At 64.8% G+C, this 17818-nt stretch carries 15 protein-coding genes; 14 read left to right on the top strand and 1 reads right to left on the bottom strand.

The genetic code is table 11. The annotated features are described in order from the left end of the window. Nucleotides 1–738: 738 nt before the first annotated feature. From BMI91_RS08715 to cysK, 3 genes are all read left to right on the top strand, one after another. Nucleotides 739–1689 (top strand): glycosyltransferase, encoded by a 951-nt coding sequence (locus BMI91_RS08715; RefSeq protein ID WP_146684032.1) that lies wholly within the window; start codon nucleotides 739–741, stop codon nucleotides 1687–1689. Nucleotides 1690–1756: 67 nt separating this feature from the next. Continuing rightward, nucleotides 1757–2716, top strand: coding sequence for a glycosyltransferase family 2 protein (locus BMI91_RS08710; RefSeq protein WP_078604687.1), 960 nt, complete (start codon nucleotides 1757–1759; stop codon nucleotides 2714–2716). A gap of 591 nt (nucleotides 2717–3307) precedes the next feature. After that, nucleotides 3308–4273: a cysteine synthase A gene (gene cysK / locus BMI91_RS08705; RefSeq protein ID WP_078604686.1), complete on the top strand. Its 966-nt coding sequence runs from the start codon at nucleotides 3308–3310 to the stop codon at nucleotides 4271–4273. On the opposite strand, the gene BMI91_RS08700 is transcribed toward cysK, so the two are convergent. Then, nucleotides 4228–5646, bottom strand: coding sequence for a serine hydrolase domain-containing protein (locus BMI91_RS08700; protein ID WP_078604685.1), 1419 nt, complete (start codon nucleotides 5644–5646; stop codon nucleotides 4228–4230). The two genes, cysK and BMI91_RS08700, sit on opposite strands and share 46 nt — an antisense overlap. Nucleotides 5647–5903: 257 nt before the next feature. Between BMI91_RS08700 and BMI91_RS08695 the strand changes: the two genes are divergently transcribed. The 11 genes from BMI91_RS08695 to BMI91_RS08645 all read left to right on the top strand — a co-directional run bounded on the left by BMI91_RS08695 (nucleotide 5904) and on the right by BMI91_RS08645 (nucleotide 17815). Next, on the top strand, nucleotides 5904–7295 hold the full coding sequence (locus BMI91_RS08695; protein ID WP_078604684.1) for a sensor histidine kinase: 1392 nt from the start codon (nucleotides 5904–5906) through the stop codon (nucleotides 7293–7295). Continuing rightward, nucleotides 7292–8290 carry an NADH-quinone oxidoreductase subunit B family protein gene (locus BMI91_RS08690; RefSeq protein ID WP_078600169.1) on the top strand — a complete coding sequence of 333 codons (999 nt, stop codon included), beginning with the start codon at nucleotides 7292–7294 and terminating at the stop codon, nucleotides 8288–8290. Before BMI91_RS08695 ends, BMI91_RS08690 begins: the two co-directional genes overlap by 4 nt. Next, the gene (locus BMI91_RS08685; RefSeq protein WP_078604683.1) at nucleotides 8287–9714 is read left to right on the top strand and encodes a nickel-dependent hydrogenase large subunit; all 1428 of its coding nucleotides are present in this window, start codon (nucleotides 8287–8289) and stop codon (nucleotides 9712–9714) included. The genes BMI91_RS08690 and BMI91_RS08685 overlap by 4 nt, the downstream gene beginning before the upstream one ends. A gap of 52 nt (nucleotides 9715–9766) precedes the next feature. Next, entirely contained in the window at nucleotides 9767–12031 is a 2265-nt protein-coding gene (gene hypF, locus BMI91_RS08680) for a carbamoyltransferase HypF (protein WP_078604682.1), read from the top strand. Between the two features lie 225 nt (nucleotides 12032–12256). Then, complete coding sequence (locus BMI91_RS08675) at nucleotides 12257–13333, top strand: hydrogenase small subunit (protein WP_078600163.1); 1077 nt, start codon at nucleotides 12257–12259, stop codon at nucleotides 13331–13333. Between the two features lie 3 nt (nucleotides 13334–13336). After that, nucleotides 13337–15133, top strand: a complete 1797-nt coding sequence (locus BMI91_RS08670; RefSeq protein ID WP_078604681.1) for a nickel-dependent hydrogenase large subunit — start codon at nucleotides 13337–13339, stop codon at nucleotides 15131–15133. 14 nt (nucleotides 15134–15147) lie between these two features. Next, a complete protein-coding gene (locus BMI91_RS08665; protein ID WP_038145392.1) occupies nucleotides 15148–15333 on the top strand; it encodes a hypothetical protein in 186 nt (61 codons plus the stop codon). Nucleotides 15334–15338: 5 nt separating this feature from the next. Continuing rightward, the gene (gene cybH / locus BMI91_RS08660) at nucleotides 15339–16115 is read left to right on the top strand and encodes a Ni/Fe-hydrogenase, b-type cytochrome subunit (protein WP_038145390.1); all 777 of its coding nucleotides are present in this window, start codon (nucleotides 15339–15341) and stop codon (nucleotides 16113–16115) included. Nucleotides 16116–16435: 320 nt separating this feature from the next. Beyond that, nucleotides 16436–17068, top strand: coding sequence for a HyaD/HybD family hydrogenase maturation endopeptidase (locus BMI91_RS08655; RefSeq protein WP_078604680.1), 633 nt, complete (start codon nucleotides 16436–16438; stop codon nucleotides 17066–17068). Beyond that, nucleotides 17068–17388, top strand: a complete 321-nt coding sequence (locus BMI91_RS08650; RefSeq protein ID WP_038145386.1) for a HypC/HybG/HupF family hydrogenase formation chaperone — start codon at nucleotides 17068–17070, stop codon at nucleotides 17386–17388. Before BMI91_RS08655 ends, BMI91_RS08650 begins: the two co-directional genes overlap by 1 nt. Before the next feature lie 10 nt (nucleotides 17389–17398). Continuing rightward, nucleotides 17399–17815: a thioredoxin domain-containing protein gene (locus BMI91_RS08645; protein WP_078569979.1), complete on the top strand. Its 417-nt coding sequence runs from the start codon at nucleotides 17399–17401 to the stop codon at nucleotides 17813–17815. Nucleotides 17816–17818: the final 3 nt, after the last annotated feature.

Below are 17818 nucleotides of genomic sequence, written 5' to 3'. Positions count from 1 at the left end.
CGCGCGATCAACGGCGTGGCAGTCACCGATCTGCACATGGTCCGCGTGACCGTCAGTCTGCAGGGGCGGGACATTCGCATCGGGCCCACTTCGAGTCATTCAACTTCCTCCAGATCGCCTGAAACGCGGCGCGGAGCGGACGAAAACCAACCACCGCAAAATCAGGCTTCGATCTGGGCAGTTTCCGGTCAAATGCTAAGGAGGGCAGGTTTGCCGAATTACCGCGCGGCATGCGGAAACGTCGCGCGAATATCCAAGGCGCTTAGAAACTGTGCGTAATGTGAACGAATAATCGGCGGCGCTTTCTGCGCTGCAGCGAGGCTGCTTGGCGCTTTGGTAGCGATTCTATTTACGCAATGAGAGTTCTTTCGACGCGCGCTCTGAGAAAACCCGGTTGGTTGCCTATTCAGAAATGGAGTTTGCGGGAATTCGTTAGTGGGTTGTCGATAAAATGCCTGCTGAATAGGCGCTTGGCATCTTTTGCACCTTTCACTGCTGAGTGATTGTGCGTCCATGGCTGCACGAGTGGCGGGAATTGCCTGCGGGCTGGCTCGGAGCGGCGCGTCATGGAAACCCTTGGAGGACATCTGAAGTGCATAGGGCGTCGCGTGCGGGGCATGTGATCCCCGAAAAGCCACTTCGGTTTGCGGCGCGATCGCAGCGCGAAGGGGAAGGTGGACGTTGGCTGGGGCAGCTTTCACGAACAAGGTTATTCCCGTCTTCTATGACGGTTACGAGATGCGCGCCTGGGAAATGCCTCTGGGGCGCCAGCTTTCGCAGCTGCGCGGGGTTGCGCGGCGCAGCTACCGCAAGCTGAAGCGCAAGCAGCCCTATACCGGGTTCTTCACGGCGTTCCTGAACCTGACGGAAAGTCTGCGGCGAAACGGGTATGACGTTCGGATCAATGATTTCGCGCTCGCCCGTCGGTCACCGGACAGGCCGATCGCCATTGCCGGTCATCAGTCGGTCTGGAGCGATGTCGATCTGCCCAATCCGACCCTGTTCGGGCCCGGCTGGGTACCCTATCCGGACCGTGCCGAGGCGATGCTTGCCGAGCGGAACTATCAGATCGTGACGCAGCCGTCGGAATGGCCGATCCGGCTTTATACGCCTCAGGTCGCCGCGAAAATGGCGCCGATGTTCGTCGGGATCGATACGGACCGCTGGCCGCTTCTCGCTGAGAACCGCAAGCAGATCGACTGCGTTATCTACAACAAGATCCGCTGGAACCACGCCGCGCGCGAGGCAGATACGATGCAGCCGCTGCGGGCCATGCTCGAACGCCGCGGCCTGAGTTCAGTCGAGCTAAAATATGGCGAGCACGAGTTGGCAGAGTATCGCAGCGCCTTGGCCAAGGGGCGGGCGTTGATCTTCGTGACCGAGCACGAAACCCAAGGCCTCGCTTATCAAGAGGCGATGTCTTCCGGCGTTCCGGTTTTCGCGTGGGACGAGGGCGAACTCGTCGATCCGCTCGGAGCCAAGTTTGTCCCCGAGGGCCTCGAAGTCTCTGCAGTTCCTTATTTTGACGATCGATGCGGGCTGCGTTGGACGCGTGCGAATATGGAAGACCGGTTCGAGGAATTCTGGGCGCGGCTGCCGGAGTATCAGCCGCGCGAATACATCCTCGATGAGCTTTCCCTGGAGCGCGGCGCTCGGCGCTTTCTGGACTTGTTTGAGAGGATCGCGTGATGCCGCACTGTAAGCGACCGGTGCGCCGCGGTCGGTCAAACCTCTTTTCGACGAGGAAGGTGTTCCAATGCCGTTAGCGCTCGTGCGAATGCCGACCTATCGGCGCCCCGACCTGTTGCGGCGTGCCATAGGCACGCTTCAGGCGCAGACCTTCGAGGACTGGGTCTGTGAAGTGCGCGACGACTGCCCCGATGCGAGCGGTCGCGCGATGGTCGAAGAGATTGGCGACCCGCGGGTTCACTACGTGCAGAACCGCCCGCAGAAATTCATGACGCGCAATCTCGATGACTGCTTTCTCAAGGAGAACCCCTACAAGGCCGATTACTTCTGCATGCTGGAAGACGATAACCAGGTCTTCCCTGATTACCTTGCACGAGGCCACGAGATTTGCACTCAGCAGGGGGTGAATCTCTGCATGCTGAGCCAGGTCATCGAGCACGAAAGCCGGACGCCCAACGCCCGTCTCGGCGACAAGGGCATTTTCGATGATGTCTATGACGAGCGCACCTACACGCCCGAAGAGGTCCATCTGGCGATCTTCGGGTCGATCGGCGTGTCGAACGGTGCTCTGTTTTGGTCGCGAAATATGAAGGGCAGTCTGGCGGTGAAGGTCGATACGATCCCGACGCTGGAGGAATATCTGCGCACGGCCCTGATCTCCGAACCTGTCTATGTCAGCCGGGAACGACTGGCCGCGTGGGCGGAAAACGAGACATCGACCACTCGCAATCTGGGCCTCGACAAGGGGTGGCTGCGTCGCGAGCTTGATCTCAAGGCGTCAATCACGCGGCTTCAACGGGCGATCTGGGGCCGAACCTCGCCAGAGGCGAAGGACGCATTTCTGGCTGGCGAGGTTCTGCGGATACCGCGTTCGGCACGAATCGAGGCGCTCCAGAAGGCGGGGATTGCGGCGAATGGCGTGCCGGGGAATTTCGAGCCAAAGGCGGTCTTGAAGCGGAATGCCGTACGCTTTGTCGGCCGCGCTCATTCCTCCGTAGATGCTACTCTGCCGAGAGTGCGGAGCTGAAATTTACACGCATTAAGTGTATGAAAACAGGACGTTTCGCCGCGAATAGCTGGCGGTCAGGCGATTCCCTCGTGTCTTGCACCGAGGTTTTCGGCCAGCCACCGCCGCTCGCAATTTCGTTAAATTCAGGAATCCAGCCCGTAAATGCGCGTTTTTTAAGCATTTTCGGGTGACTTTTTAATGCGCACGCAACCGCGGATTGAATCGCCGCAAAAACCGCTAGCGGTTCGTCAGAGCTGTGTAACCCTTTCTATATTCAATCAAACGTGGGGGTATATGTGGTGATTGAGAATTCTCGAAGCAAAAATGACGCCATCCGGTATGAGCGGCCCAAATTGAAACATTTGGGGTCTCTCGAAGATCTGACGCATGGCGGCCGCGGTCGCGGACACAAGGATGACGATTATGACGGACAGGGCTCGTACTGTCCGCCGGATTTGGCTTTCTCGTAACGGCGTTCGGAAAGCTCCGGGTGCTGCCAGTTGCCCGGTAAAGAAGTGGAAGCCTCGCAGCGATGCGAAGCTTTCGTCTTTCCCTTCCGCGCGTGTTGCTCTTTGATGGCGCGGCAAACGACAGGAAGGGAGCGCGCGCATGGCACGTATTTACGAAGACAATTCGCTCAGCATCGGAAACACGCCGCTGGTGCGGCTCAACCGCATGACCGAGGGCGCGGGCGCGACCGTTCTGGCCAAGGTCGAGGGGCGCAACCCGGCGTGGTCGGTGAAGTGCCGCGTCGGTGCGAACATGATCTGGGATGCGGAGGAACGCGGCGTGCTCGGTCCCGGCAAGGAGATCGTCGAGCCGACCTCGGGCAATACCGGGATCGCGCTGGCCTTCGTCGCCGCCTCGCGCGGCATCCCGATCACGCTGACCATGCCCGACACGATGAGCATCGAACGGCGCAAGCTGCTGCTGGCTTTTGGCGCGAAGCTCGTGCTGACCGAAGGCGCGCAGGGCATGAAGGGGGCGATCGCCAAGGCCGAGGAGATCGCGGCCTCCGATCCCGATCGCTACGTGCTGCTGCAGCAGTTCAACAACCCCGCGAACCCCGAGATTCACGAGAAGACCACGGGGCCGGAAATCTTCGAGGATACCGATGGCGTGGTCGATATCTTCGTCGCGGGCGTCGGCACGGGTGGCACGATCACTGGTGTCTCGCGCTATCTGAAAAAGGAAAAGGGCCTGCCGGTGATCTCGGTCGCAGTAGAGCCCGAGGCGAGCCCGGTTCTCACGCAATTGCGCGCGGGCGAGGCGCTCCAGCCCGGCCCGCACAAGATCCAGGGCATCGGGGCGGGCTTCGTGCCGGAGGTGCTCGACATGGATCTGGTGGACCGGATCGAGCAGGTCAGCAATGACGAGGCGATCGAGATCGCCCGGCGGTTGGCGCGCGAAGAGGGTATCCTCGCCGGGATTTCCTGCGGCGCGGCTGCGGCTGCGGCCCTGCGCCTCGCGCGCGAACCGGAGAACGCGGGCAAGACCATCGTCGTCGTGCTGCCGGATTCGGGCGAGCGTTACCTGTCTTCGGCGCTGTTCGAGGGGATGTTCGACGAGGCGTGAGCCGTGGCCTTCGCCGCGTCCAGCAGTGCCGCCACCAGCTTCTGCGGGCGGTAGTTCAGGTCTGACGGTGTCAGCCCCATCCGCACCACGACCATATCGGCCGAGGGGATCACGGTGACGGTCTGCCCGTCATGCCCCTCGAGCCAATAGGTGTCGGCGGGCAGCCCGAACCGCGCATCATCGCCCGCTTTCTGCTGATTGCTCGGCCCCGCAAGCCAAGTCATGCCCTGCCCATAAACCCCGTCGGTCGGGGCGGGCGCATGCATCCGCTGCACGAATTCGGCGGGCAGCAATTGCCGCCCATCCCATGTGCCATCCTGTAGCAGGAACTGGCCGAAGCGCGCCCAGTCCCGCGCGGTGGCGTAGAGGTAGGAACTGCCCACGAAGGTCCCGGAGGCATCGGTCTCGAGCGTGGCCGAGCTCATCCCGAGCGGGTCGAACAGCTTGCGGCGCGGCCAGGCGAGCGCGGTGGAGGTGTCGCCCACCGCATTTTGCCAGATGCGCGAGAGCAGCACGGCGGTGCCGCTGGAATAGCTGAAATGAGTGCCCGGCGGATGTTCGAGCGGCTGGGAGGCCGCGAATTCCGCCATGTCCGGCTCGAGATAGAGCATCCGCGTCACGTCCGAGACGTCGCCGTAATCCTCGTTGAAGCGCAGCCCGCTCGACATCGACATCAGCTGCGCGACGGTGATCTTCGCGCGGTCGTCGCCCTGCCATTCGGGCAGCAGGTCGCTTTGGTCCATCCGCAGCTTGCCCGCCTCGATCGCGGTGCCGACAAGGGCCGCAGTGACGGTCTTCGTCATCGACCAGCCCAGAAGCGGTGTCGTCGCACCGAAGCCATCGCCGTAGCGTTCGGCCACCAGCTTGCCATCCTTGATCACCACCACCGCGCGCATCCCCGGCCCGGTCAGCGCATCGTCGCGCAAGACCGCATCGAAGCGGCCTTGCCCGGTGAGGTCGGTTTTCGACCCGGTGGGCCAGAGGGCGGCGCTTTTGCTGGGCCCCGGCGCGGGCGGGGCGCTTTGATCGCCGGCGTCGGCCAGATTGCCATCGGGGTAGGTCGCGCAGCCGAGGCCCACGCGCTCCTCGGCGGTCGTGGGCGCGATGATCCCGGCGAAGGCGGCCCGGACCCGGCCTGCCCGGCGATCCGTGCTGACCCAGAAGGCGCGCAGCAACGGGTTGCCCGGCGCCTGCACATCGGTTTCGAGAACTTCGTCGGGGTCGCGGCCCTGCAGCGCTTCCGCCGAGCAGGTGATCTTCGCGCTATAGCCAGCGCCCACGCGCAGCAGTTCCGGCGGCACGATCACCGCGTAGAGCACCGCCACCACGACAAGCCCGCCGATCCCGGCAAGCACCGCTTTCCATCCCCGCATCTTGTCCTCCCTCGGGTTCCTGCCGCGCCGGACGCGCCAAGTCACCCGCCTGTTTGCGCTCGCGCTGTAGTTTTGGCAAAGCGCGCGCCCTTGCCAAGAGGGCGAGGCGCGGGCTGACGGAAGGTCATCTTGGGGTATGGCGCGTCTTTTGACACGAAATGCGCCCTTCGGTACGGGGCCCGAGATCATGGACTGAGCGCCGCGAATGGGCTAGCGATAAGGGATGGGCGCCCGTTGCGCCCGGCTTTGAGAGTGTCATGTCGCGCGAGTCCGCACCCGATAGCCAGCACCCCTTGGACCCGACCTTGGCCGGGCTGTTGCGCCACGCGCCGGGCGCGGACGAGGGGGAGGGCGAAGACGTCTGGTTCGATGTGCTCTCGGCGGTCGACCGGACCTATGCCGATCTGGTGGACTATCAGGAGCGGCTGGAGCAGCAGAACCACGAGCTGGAAGACCTGCGCTCTTTCCTCGGGTCGATCCTCGCCTCGGTTTCGGATGCGCTGATCGTGATTTCGCGCTCGGGCGAGGTGCTGGAAACCTCGGCCTCGGTCGCAAGCCTGACTGGCGAGCCGCCCGGCGCTTGGCACGGACGCAAGCTCGCAGGCATGTTCGACGCGCGCTCGGTCGAGGCCTTGGATCGCGGGCTGGCGGAGGCTGCGAATACCCGCAAGCCGGTGACGATCGAAGCGGCGCTGAGCGGGCCGGAAGGGCCCGCGCCGCTGGAATTGTCGATCAGCCCGCGTATGGACGAACGCTCCCGCATCGCGGGCTACGTGCTGACCGGGCGGCCCTTGGGCGAATTGCGCCAGGCCTATTCCGAGCTGGAGCAGAGCCACGAAGAACTGAAATCGACGCAGGCGCAGCTGGTGCGCAACGAGAAGCTGGCCTCGCTGGGCCGTCTTCTCGCTGGCGTCGCGCATGAGCTGAACAACCCGATTTCCTTCGTCTACGCGAATACCCATGCGCTGGAGCGCTATGCGGGCAAGTTCGAGGCCTATTTCGAGAAAGTGCAGGCCGGAGCGGATCGAGAGGCACTGATCGCCCTGCGCGAGGAGCTGAAGCTCGACCGTGAAATCCGCAACCTGCGCTCGGCCATCGAGGGCGCGCGCGACGGGGCCGAACGGGTGCGCGACATCGTCGAAGATCTGCGGCGGCTGAGTGCCGAAGGCTCGGGCGAGATGGTCGTCTTCGATCTGGTCGAGACCGCGCGGGTGGCGGCGAACTGGGTGCAGCGCGGCTCCAAGGCCGGGGTCGAGATCGCCTTCACCGGCGCGGAGACGCTGCAGGTGCGCGGTCGGCAGGGACATATCCAGCAGGTCGTGATGAACCTCGTGCAAAACGCCATCGATGCGCTCTCGGGGCTTGAAGAGGGCACTGGCCGGATCGAAGTCGACGCGCGCGTGATGGAGGGGCGCGGGACGCTGTCGGTTGGCGACAATGGCCCCGGCGTGACCGAAGAGCTGACGCAGGCGATCTTCGATCCGTTCTTCACCACCAAGGCGGTTGGTGCGGGCACGGGTCTGGGCCTCGCGATCAGCCATAAGATCATCGAGGAACATGGCGGGCGTCTGCGGCTCTGCCCGAAAGGGTCGGCGCTGGGCGGGGCCTGTTTCTCCTTCGATCTGGAACTGGGCGAGGGGGCGGAATGAAGGTTCTCTGGCTGCAAGCGGCAGGCTGCGGCGGCTGCACTATGTCGCTCCTTTGCGCGGAATCCCCGAATGTCTTCGACACGCTGGGCGGCGCGGGGATCGAGTTCCTCTGGCACCCGACCGTCAGCCTCGAGACCGGGGCGGAGGTGCGTGCGATTTTCGAGGCGGTCGAGAGCGGCGAGATCGCGCTGGACGTGCTGGCCGTCGAGGGCTCCATCGCGCGCGGGCCGCGTGGGACGGGCAAGTTCCAGATGGTGTCCGGCACCGGGCGCTCGATGCTCGACTGGGTGGTGAGCCTCGCGCCGAAAGCTCGCCATGTCGTCGCGGTGGGCACCTGCGCGACCTATGGCGGCGTGACCTCGGCGGGCGGCAACCCCTCCGATGCGGTCGGCGTGCAATATGATGGGGCGCTGCCGGGCGGCGCGCTGCCGGTGGAGTTCCGCTCCGGCTCGGGGCTGCCGGTGATTAACGTGGCGGGCTGCCCGACCCATCCCGACTGGGTGACCGAGACGCTTTTGCTGCTCAATGAAGGCGCGCTGGGGGCGGAAGACCTCGACGCTTTCGGGCGGCCTTTGTTCTACGCCAAGCATCTCGTCCATCACGGCTGCTCGAAAAACGAGTTCTACGAATACAAGGCCTCGGCGGTGGAGCTATCCGATATCGGCTGCATGATGGAGAACTTGGGCTGCATCGGCACGCAGGCCGTGGGCGATTGCAATATCCGGCCGTGGAACGGTGACGGGTCGTGCACCTCGGGCGGATACCCCTGCATCAACTGCACCGCGCCCGAATTCGAGGAACCACGCCATTCCTTTACCGAGACGCCGAAGATCGCGGGCATCCCGGTGGGCCTTCCGACCGATATGCCCAAAGCGTGGTTCATGGCGCTCGCCTCGCTGTCAAAGGCGGCCACGCCCGAGCGGATCGCGAAGAACGCGGTTGCCGACCGGGTCGAGGTGACGCCGACGATCCGCAAGCCGAAAGGACGCAGATGACAGAGACGCCGCGCCTCGTCGTGGGCCCGTTCAACCGGGTCGAGGGCGATCTGGAAGTGCATCTCGACCTCGCCGATGGGGCGGTGGCTGAGGCCCGCGTGAACTCGCCGCTCTATCGCGGGTTCGAACGGATGCTGGAAGGCAAAGACCCGCGCGATGCGCTGACGATCACGCCGCGGATCTGCGGCATCTGCTCGATCAGCCAGTCGGCGGCGGCGGCGCGCGCGCTGGGCGCGGCCATGGGGCTGGAGCCCACGCCGCAGGGGGCTGCGATGGCGGCGCTGATCCATGCGGTCGAGAATGTCTCGGACCACCTGTTTCATTTCAACCTGTTCTTCATGCCCGATTTTATCCGGCCCGTGTATGCGGACAGGCCGTGGTTCGACCGGGCGGTGGCGCGCTTCACCCCCGCCGAGGGCGGCGCGCAGCGCGCGGCGGTCGCGGCGCGTGCCGAGTTGATGCATATCCTCGGGCTGATGGCGGGCAAATGGCCCCATACGCTCGCAATCCAGCCGGGCGGCGTCACGCGCGCGCCCGGACCGCGCGACAAGGTGCGCATCGAGACGACGTTGCGCGCTTTCCGCCGCTATCTGGAGGAGGTGGTTTTCGGCGGGTCGCTGGAGGCGTTCTGTGCGATCGAGACCGTCGATCAGCTTATGGCGTGGGAGACGGGCGATACGGGGCTGTTCCTGCGCATCGCGGCCGATCTGGATCTGGACCAGTTGGGGCGTGGCTCGGGCCGGTATATGAGCTTCGGAGGCTATCCGCTGGCCGAAGGGTTCGGCTTTGGGCGCGGGCTGTGGGACGGGGCCTTGGGCGCGGTCGATTTCGGCGCGATCACGGAAGACCTCAGCCATGCGTGGATGCTGGGGGCGCAGGCCCATCCCTGGCAGGGTGAGACACGGCCCGACGAGGCGATGCGCGAGGCCGCCTATAGCTGGTGCAAGGCGCCGCGGCTGAACGGGCAGACGGTGGAGACCGGCGCGCTCGCGCGGCAGGTCGTGGACGGCCATCCGCTGGCGCGTGCGCTGGCGGGCGGCGGCGTTCTGGCGCGGGTTGCGGGGCGGCTGTTGGAACTGGCGCGGACGCAAGCCTTCATGGAGGGGCTTGCGAAAGGGATCGATCCGGCTGCTGCGTTCATGGTGCAAGGCGATCTGCCCGAGGCAGGGCAGGGCGCGGGGTTGGTCGAGGCCGCGCGGGGCGCGCTGGGCCATTGGCTGCGCATCGAGGACGGGCGCATCGCGTCGTATCAGATCATCGCGCCCACGACGTGGAATTTCAGCCCGCGCGACGCGGAGGGTGTGCCGGGCCCGCTGGAGGCCGCGCTGGTCGGTGCGCCGGTCGGCGCGGGCGAGACCACGCCGGTCTCGGTGCAGCATATCGTGCGCAGCTTCGATCCCTGCATGGTCTGCACGGTGCATTGAGTAAGTTGGGGCTCTGCCCCCAAACCCCCGGGATATTTGAGCCAAGAGGAAGATGCAGGGTTTCGAGATCAGGGTGCGCGGGCAGGTGCAGGGGGTGGGTTTCCGCCCCTTCATCTGGCGGCTTGCGCAGGAGCGCGGGCTTGCGGGCCATGTGCTCAACGATCCCGAGGGGGTGCTGATCCGGGTGGCGGGGGCGCTGGACGGTTTGGCCGAGGCGATCTCGGATGAGGCACCGCCGCTTGCGCGGGTCGATGCGGTGGAGGTGTCGGAGTTTGTGTTCGACACCGCGCCTGAGGGTTTCGCGATCGTGGCCTCGCAAGGGGCGGGGGCCGAGACGCGTGTGACGCCGGATGCGGCGACCTGCCCGGACTGTCTTGCGGAAATCCGGGGCGACGGGCGCAGGCGGCACTACGCCTTTACCAACTGCACCCATTGCGGGCCGCGTTTCACGATCCTGCACGCGCTGCCCTATGACCGGGCGCAGACGACGATGGCGCCCTTCGAGATGTGCTCGGCTTGCCGGGCGGAATATGAGAACCCGGCGGATCGACGTTTTCACGCGCAGCCGATCGCCTGTCCCGATTGCGGGCCGCGGGTGTGGCTGGAGATGGACGGGAAAGAGCGCCCTGCCGAAGAGGTCGGAGCGGTTTTGCAGGGCGGGGGCATCGTCGCGGTGAAAGGCTTAGGCGGGTTTCATCTCGCCTGCGACGCGAGCAATGCCGAGGCGGTCGCGCTGTTGCGGGCGCGCAAGCGCAGGCCCGCCAAGCCCTTCGCGCTGATGGGTGAGATCGAGACCATCCGCCGCTATGCCCAAGTTTCGGAAGCGGAGGCGGAATTGCTGCGCGATCCTGCGGCGCCGATCGTGTTGCTGCAAAAGGCGGGGGAGGCTTTGCCGGAGGCGGTGGCGCCGGGGCAGGACAGTCTCGGCTGGATGCTGCCCTATACGCCGCTCCATCATCTGTTGCTGCGCGAATGGGCGCGGGGGGAAGAGGGGTGGCCCGTGGTGATGACTTCGGGCAATCTCTCGGGCGAGCCGCAGGTGATCGGCAACGGTGAGGCGCGCGAGAAGCTGGCTGGCTTCGTCGATGCCTTCCTGATGCATGACCGCGACATTGCGCGGCGGCTCGATGACAGCGTCGTGCGGGCCGATCCGCCGATGGTGCTGCGCTGCGCGCGGGGGCAGGTGCCGGGCACCTTGCCGCTGCCCGACGGGTTCGAGGGCGCGCCGCAGGTGGTGGGCTATGGCGGGCAGATGAAGGCCGCGATCTGCCTGATCAAGAACGGGCAGGCGCTGCTGGGCCATCATCTGGGCGAGCTGGACGAGGCGCTGACATGGGAGGCGTTCGAGCAGGCCGATGCGGATTATGCGGCGCTGTTCGATCATCGCCCCGACGTCGTGGCGGTCGATCTGCATCCCGATTTTCGGGCCTCGCGCCACGGGGCCGAACGGGCCGCGCGCGACGGGTTGCGGCTGGTTGAGGTGCAGCATCACCATGCGCATCTCGCGGCCTGTATGGCCGAGAACGGTTGGCCGCTGGAGGGCGGCAAGGTCGCGGGGATCGTGCTCGATGGGCTCGGCTTGGGGCCCGATGGCACGGTCTGGGGCGGCGAACTGCTGCTGGGCGATTACCTTGGGTTCGCGCGGCGCGGCTGGCTTGAGCCCGCGCCGCTGATCGGTGGCGACCGGGCGCAAGCAGAGCCGTGGCGCAACGCGCTGGTGCGGCTCGATGCGGCTGGGCTGGAGGGGCTCGCCGACAGTCTGTTCCCCGAAGCCTCACGCGATCTGGCGCGTCAGGCGGCGGCGAAGGGGATCAACGCGCCGCTGTCGTCGTCGGCGGGACGGCTCTTCGATGCGGTGGCGGCCTGCCTCGGGATTTGCCCGATGCGGCAGAGCTATGAGGGGGAGGCCGCGATGCGGCTCGAGGCCCTGGCGGCGCACGCGTTGGCACACGGGGAGTCGGCGGAGGCCGGGACCTATGCGTTCGCGGATGCGGGCGACGTGCTCGAGACCGGACCGTTTTTTCAGGCGCTCGCCGCCGATCTTTCTGCCGAGGTCGCGCCCGAGAGCATCGCGCTACGGTTCCATGCGGCGCTGGCGCAGGGCTTTGCCCGCCGGGTGCGGTCGCTGATCGAAAGCGGAGAGGCGAAAGCCGTGGCGCTGACCGGTGGCGTGTATCAGAACGCGCTGTTGCATCGGCTGACCTGCGCGGCGCTGGGCGATCTGCCCGTGCTGAGCCATCGCACGCTGCCGGCGAATGACGGCTCGCTGGCGCTGGGGCAGGCGGTGATTGCTGCGGCGCAGTCGGAAAGAGACTGACCGGAATCCCGGAAAGCTGGTCACTGACGTACCAGTGCCACCCCGCGCCGCAACGGGGTTTTGACCGGCAACATGTCGGAAACAAACAGGAATTCGCGCCTGCGACATCCTGTCATTATTTCGTTCTGTTCGCGGATCCGACCTGCCAATCCTGAGATCACACATGCGTATTCCCCTCGGGAGGAGGGAGAATCCGGTCATCGGGATCACAGAGGGAGGGACACTTTGCCTGCGATCGAAACCTTTTACGACGTGATGCGTCGGCAGGGGATTACCCGCCGCAGCTTCATGAAATATTGCTCGCTGACGGCGGCGGCGCTGGGTCTCGGCCCGGCCTATGTGCCAAAGATCGCCCATGCGATGGAAACCAAGCCGCGCACCCCGGTGATCTGGGTGCACGGGCTCGAATGTACCTGTTGTTCGGAAAGCTTCATCCGCTCGGCCCACCCGCTGGCCAAGGATGTCGTGCTCTCGATGATCTCGCTCGACTATGACGACACGCTGATGGCGGCGGCGGGCGCGCAGGCGGAAGCCGCACTGCAGGACACGATCGACAAGTATAAAGGGAATTACATCCTCGCCGTGGAGGGCAATCCGCCGCTCAACGAAGACGGGATGTACTGCATCGTGGGCGGCAAGCCCTTCGTGGATCAACTCCGCCACGCTGCCGAGCATGCGAAAGCCATTATCTCCTGGGGCGCCTGCGCCTCCTATGGCTGCGTGCAGGCTGCCGCCCCGAACCCCACGCGCGCCACCCCGGTGCACAAGGTCATCACCGACAAGCCGATCATCAAGGTGCCGGGCTGCCCGCCCATCGCCGAGGTGATGACCGGCGTGATCACCTACATGCTGACCTTCGACCGGATGCCCGAGCTGGACCGGCAGGGCCGCCCGCAGATGTTCTATTCGCAGCGCATCCACGACAAGTGCTACCGCCGTCCGCATTTCGACGCCGGTCAGTTCGTCGAGACGTGGGACGACGAGAACGCGCGCAAGGGCTATTGCCTCTACAAGATGGGCTGCAAGGGGCCGACCACCTACAACGCGTGTTCGACCGTGCGCTGGAATGACGGGGTCAGCTTCCCGATCCAGTCGGGTCACGGCTGTATCGGCTGTTCCGAGGACGGGTTCTGGGATCAGGGCTCCTTCTACGACCGGCTCACCAACATCAAGCAATTCGGGATCGAAGCGAATGCCGATGTGGTCGGCGGCACCACGGCGGCCGTCGTCGGCGGTGCGGTGGCAGTTCACGCTGCCGTCTCCGCGCTCAAACGCGCCCAGAAGAAGAACGAGGAGGCGTAATCCATGTCGGTTCTCAACACGCCGAACGGCTACACGATGGACAACTCGGGCAAGCGGGTCGTCGTCGACCCGGTGACCCGGATCGAAGGTCACATGCGCTGCGAAGTGAATGTGGACGAAAACAACATGATCACCAACGCGGTCTCGACCGGCACGATGTGGCGCGGGCTCGAGGTGATCCTGAAGGGCCGCGATCCGCGCGACGCCTGGGCCTTCACCGAGCGGATCTGCGGCGTCTGCACCGGCACCCACGCGCTGACCTCGGTCCGTGCGGTGGAAGATGCGCTGGGGATCCAGATTCCCGACAATGCGAACTCGATCCGGAACATGATGCAGCTCGCGCTGCAGATCCACGACCACATCGTGCATTTCTATCACCTGCACGCGCTCGATTGGGTCAACCCGGTCAACGCTCTGCGCGCGGACCCGAAGGCGACTTCGGAGCTGCAGCAGAAGGTCGGCCCGAGCCATCCGCTCTCCTCCCCAGGCTATTTCCGGGACGTGCAGAACCGTCTCAAGAAATTCGTCGAAAGCGGGCAGCTCGGGCTTTTCAAAAACGGCTATTGGGACAATCCAGCCTATCTGCTTCCGCCGGAAGCGGACCTGATGGCAACGACGCACTATCTGGAGGCGCTCGATCTTCAGAAGGAGATCGTCAAGGTTCATACCATCTTCGGGGGCAAGAACCCGCACCCGAACTGGCTGGTAGGCGGCGTGCCGTGCCCGATCAATATCGACGGCGTCGGCTCGGTCGGTGCGATCAACATGGAGCGGCTGAACCTCGTCTCCTCGATCATCGACAAGTGTCAGGAGTTCAACGAGAACGTCTACATTCCGGACGTGATCGCGATCGGCGGCTTCTACAAGAACTGGCTCTACGGCGGCGGTCTATCGTCGCAGGCCTGCCTCGCCTATGGCGACATCCCGGAGAACCCGAACGACTTCTCGCCCGAGCAGCTTCACCTGCCGCGTGGCGCGATCATCAACGGCAATCTCAACGAGGTGCATGACGTCGATCCGCGCGATCCCGAGCAGGTGCAGGAATTCGTCGATCACTCCTGGTACACCTATGGCGAGCCCGGCAAGGGCCTGCACCCCTGGGATGGCGTGACCGAGCCGCAATACGAGCTCGGGCCGAACGCCAAAGGCACGCGGACCAATATCATCGAGCTTGACGAGGCTGCGAAATACAGCTGGATCAAGGCCCCGCGCTGGAAGGGGCACGCGATGGAGGTCGGGCCGCTTGCGCGTTACGTCGTGGGCTACGCCAAGGGTCACGAGGACATCAAGAACCAGGTCGACGGTCTGCTGCGCAAGATGGACCTGCCGCTGAGCGCGGTCTTCTCTACGCTGGGCCGCACCGCGGCGCGGGCGCTGGAATCCGAGTATTGCTCGCGTCTGCAGCGGCACTTCTTCGACAAGATGATGACCAACATCAAGAATGGCGACGAAAGCACCGCCAATGTCGAGAAGTGGGATCCGTCGAGCTGGCCGAAAGAGGCCAAGGGCGTCGGCATGACCGAGGCGCCGCGCGGCGCGCTGGGGCATTGGGTCAAGATCAAGGACGGGCGCATCGAGAACTACCAATGCGTCGTGCCCACCACCTGGAACGGTTCGCCCCGTGACACGCAGGGCAATATCGGTGCCTTCGAGGCGTCGCTGATGAACACCAAGGTGGAGCGTCCCGAAGAGCCGGTCGAAATCCTGCGCACCCTGCACAGCTTCGATCCGTGCCTTGCCTGTTCGACCCATGTGATGTCGCCCGACGGCGAAGAGCTCACCACCGTCAAGGTGCGCTGAGGGAGGAGGAAATCATGAAGAAACTCGCATTTGCTTTCAGCATGATCGCAGGTCCTGCGCTGGCCCATCCGGGCCACGCTGTGGCCCCCGGCGCGGAAGGGCACACCATCGCCCATGTCGCGATGGCGGCCGGCGCGATCGCCCTGGCCTATGTGGCCGTCGAGATCGCCCGCGCCGTCAAGCGCGTCCGCAAGGAGTAAGGGCGATGGAGGACACGATCCACACGCCAAACCCCAAGGCGACGGGGGCCTTCGAGGCCTCCCGCCTGACCGGCGACGCGACCGAGGAAGATCTCGACTCGATCCGCCGCCGGACTTCCGTCTATGTCTACGAGGCGCCCGTGCGCCTCTGGCACTGGCTCAACGCGCTGATGATCACGGTGCTGATCGTGACCGGTTTCCTGATCGGTGCGCCCCTGCCGTCGCTGCAGATCGGCGAAGCGACCGAGCAATTCGTTATGGGCTATATCCGCTTCGGCCATTTCGCGGCGGCGCAGGTCCTGACGGTGATCTTCTTCGGGCGCATCTACTGGGCCTTCGTGGGCAATCACCACGCCCGCCAGCTGTTCTACGTGCCGGTCTGGCGCAAGCGCTGGTGGAAAGAGCTGGGGCACGAGCTGCGCTGGTATGCGTTCCTCGAAAAGACGCCGAAGAAATACGTCGGCCACAACCCGTTGGCACAGCTTGCGATGTTCTTCTTCATGACGCTCGGGATCACCTTCATGCTGATCACCGGCTGGGCGCTCTACGCGGAAGGCGCGGGGCAGGGCTCTTTGCCCGATACGCTGATGGGCTGGGTGCTTGGCCTCGTGCAGAACTCACAGAGGCTGCACACGCTGCACCATCTGGGAATGTGGGCCATCGTGATCTTCATGATCGTGCACATCTACGCGGCGATCCGCGAGGACATCATGAGCCGTCAGTCGATGGTCTCCACGATGATCTCCGGCCACCGGACGTTTAAGGACGATCGTATCGAGTAACGGTTCGTGCGGTGGTAGGGCGAACGGGCGCGGGTCAATCCGCGCCCGTTCTGCATTCTGGCGTGGATTCGAGTTGTTTCCAGCGTTGCGCTGCCGGTGGAAGATTTCATTGCGAAAAGCCTGTTGAGGTGGAAATATGGTTTCCACTTTGGCGAGTTTGATGGCAGCGCATTCCACAAGAAAATTTCGTAAAAACAAAGACTAGACAGATTGTCGCAGTTTCGTGCGATTTCCGTGAAACCTGCCCCGCTGCAAAGCCTATTGTCGGTTCGAGGCGAGGATGGCAACGCGCTTGCCGCCTCGGGGAGAGGGAGGAAATCATGTCGGATTTTGCGCCGGACCGGGTGCTCGTTCTGGGTATCGGGAATGTTCTTTGGGCGGATGAGGGCTTCGGCGTGCGCTGCGTCGAGGTGATGGCCGAGACCCGCGCCGTGCCGGACAAAGTCAAGCTCTTGGATGGCGGCACGCAGGGCTTGTATCTGCTGCCGTTTCTCGAAGAGGCCGATGCGCTGATCGTCTTCGATGCGATCGATTTCGGGTTGGCGCCGGGCGAGATGCGGGTGCTGCGCGACGACGATGTGCCCGCCTTCATGGGCGCCAAGAAAATGAGCCTGCACCAGACCGGCTTTCAGGACGTGATTGCTACCGCGCAGCTGATGAACCGCTGCCCGGCGAAGCTGACGCTGATCGGCTGCCAGCCGGTCGAGCTGGAGGATTACGGTGGAGGTCTGCGCCCTGCGGTCGCCGCCCAGATCGAGCCCGCGATCCGCGAATGCGAAGCCGAACTGGCGCGCTGGGGGATTTCGGTCGCGGCCGGCGTGACGCAGGCCGATGACCTCGCCGATGCCTCGATCCGTCGCGGCGCTTACGAAGGGGGCCGCCCGACCGAGGGCGAGGCCTGCCGGATGGGCGATCACCGCTTCTTCCCCGGCGCCGAGAAGGTCCGCGCCTGATGTGCGTCGGAATCCCGGTTCAACTGGTGGCGGTTGATGGTATCCGCGGCGAGGTTCTCGAAGAGGGGCAGCCCGGCATCATCGACCTGTCGCTGACGCCCGACGCCAAGCCCGGCGACTGGCTTCTCGCCTTTCTCGGGGCTTCTCGCGAGGTGATCACCGAGGACGAGGCGACTAAGATCGCGGCCGCGCTTGGCGGGCTGCGGGCCCTGATGCAGGGCGGCGATCTCGGCGATGCTTTCGCCGATCTCGACGCTCGCGAGCCGCAACTGCCGCCCCATCTGCAAGCCGCGCGCGATGCCGGCAAAACGACTGCCTGAGGAGAGACACATGCACGATTTCGCAATGCCCGATACTGCCCAGCCCTCGGGCGCGATGCACCCGCTGGTAACCCGCCTGATCGACGAGATGGGCTATCCGCTTCTGGCGAACATGTCCGATGTGGCCGAGTTCACCGCGCGTCCCGGGGCGCATTGCCTGTTCATTCCGGGCGACGCCAAGCGCAACCTCGAGACCCCCGACGCCGCCGTTGTGCTGCCGGAAATCCGCATGGCCTTCCAGCACGCTTTCGACTGCGCGGTGGTGGGCGATGCGATCGAGACCGAACTGCGCCAGCAGACCCGCGCGCTGAAAGCCCCCGGTTTCCTGTTCTACCGCGAGGGCGAGTATCTCGGCGCGATCGAGAAGATCCGCGACTGGGACGATTACGTCGCCCGCACCTCCCATATCCTGACCGCGAAAGGCTGAGAC

Origin of the sequence: Thioclava sediminum (assembly GCF_002020355.1) — a bacterium.
Taxonomy (GTDB): domain Bacteria; phylum Pseudomonadota; class Alphaproteobacteria; order Rhodobacterales; family Rhodobacteraceae; genus Thioclava; species Thioclava sediminum.
The sequence above is the reverse complement of the archived record's forward strand: the minus strand, read 5'-3'. Positions and strand labels throughout refer to the sequence as shown.

Excerpts from the sequence above, each read along its gene's own strand:
- BMI91_RS08715 (WP_146684032.1), top strand. The coding sequence starts at position 739 with ATGCGCGCCTGGGAAATGCCTCTGGGGCGCCAGCTTTCGCAGCTGCGC.
- BMI91_RS08710 (WP_078604687.1), top strand. The coding sequence starts at position 1,757 with ATGCCGTTAGCGCTCGTGCGAATGCCGACCTATCGGCGCCCCGACCTG.
- cysK (WP_078604686.1), top strand. The coding sequence starts at position 3,308 with ATGGCACGTATTTACGAAGACAATTCGCTCAGCATCGGAAACACGCCG.
- BMI91_RS08700 (WP_078604685.1), bottom strand. The coding sequence starts at position 5,646 with ATGCGGGGATGGAAAGCGGTGCTTGCCGGGATCGGCGGGCTTGTCGTG.
- BMI91_RS08695 (WP_078604684.1), top strand. The coding sequence starts at position 5,904 with ATGTCGCGCGAGTCCGCACCCGATAGCCAGCACCCCTTGGACCCGACC.
- BMI91_RS08690 (WP_078600169.1), top strand. The coding sequence starts at position 7,292 with ATGAAGGTTCTCTGGCTGCAAGCGGCAGGCTGCGGCGGCTGCACTATG.
- BMI91_RS08685 (WP_078604683.1), top strand. The coding sequence starts at position 8,287 with ATGACAGAGACGCCGCGCCTCGTCGTGGGCCCGTTCAACCGGGTCGAG.
- hypF (WP_078604682.1), top strand. The coding sequence starts at position 9,767 with ATGCAGGGTTTCGAGATCAGGGTGCGCGGGCAGGTGCAGGGGGTGGGT.
- BMI91_RS08670 (WP_078604681.1), top strand. The coding sequence starts at position 13,337 with ATGTCGGTTCTCAACACGCCGAACGGCTACACGATGGACAACTCGGGC.
- BMI91_RS08665 (WP_038145392.1), top strand. The coding sequence starts at position 15,148 with ATGAAGAAACTCGCATTTGCTTTCAGCATGATCGCAGGTCCTGCGCTG.
- cybH (WP_038145390.1), top strand. The coding sequence starts at position 15,339 with ATGGAGGACACGATCCACACGCCAAACCCCAAGGCGACGGGGGCCTTC.
- BMI91_RS08655 (WP_078604680.1), top strand. The coding sequence starts at position 16,436 with ATGTCGGATTTTGCGCCGGACCGGGTGCTCGTTCTGGGTATCGGGAAT.
- BMI91_RS08650 (WP_038145386.1), top strand. The coding sequence starts at position 17,068 with ATGTGCGTCGGAATCCCGGTTCAACTGGTGGCGGTTGATGGTATCCGC.
- BMI91_RS08645 (WP_078569979.1), top strand. The coding sequence starts at position 17,399 with ATGCACGATTTCGCAATGCCCGATACTGCCCAGCCCTCGGGCGCGATG.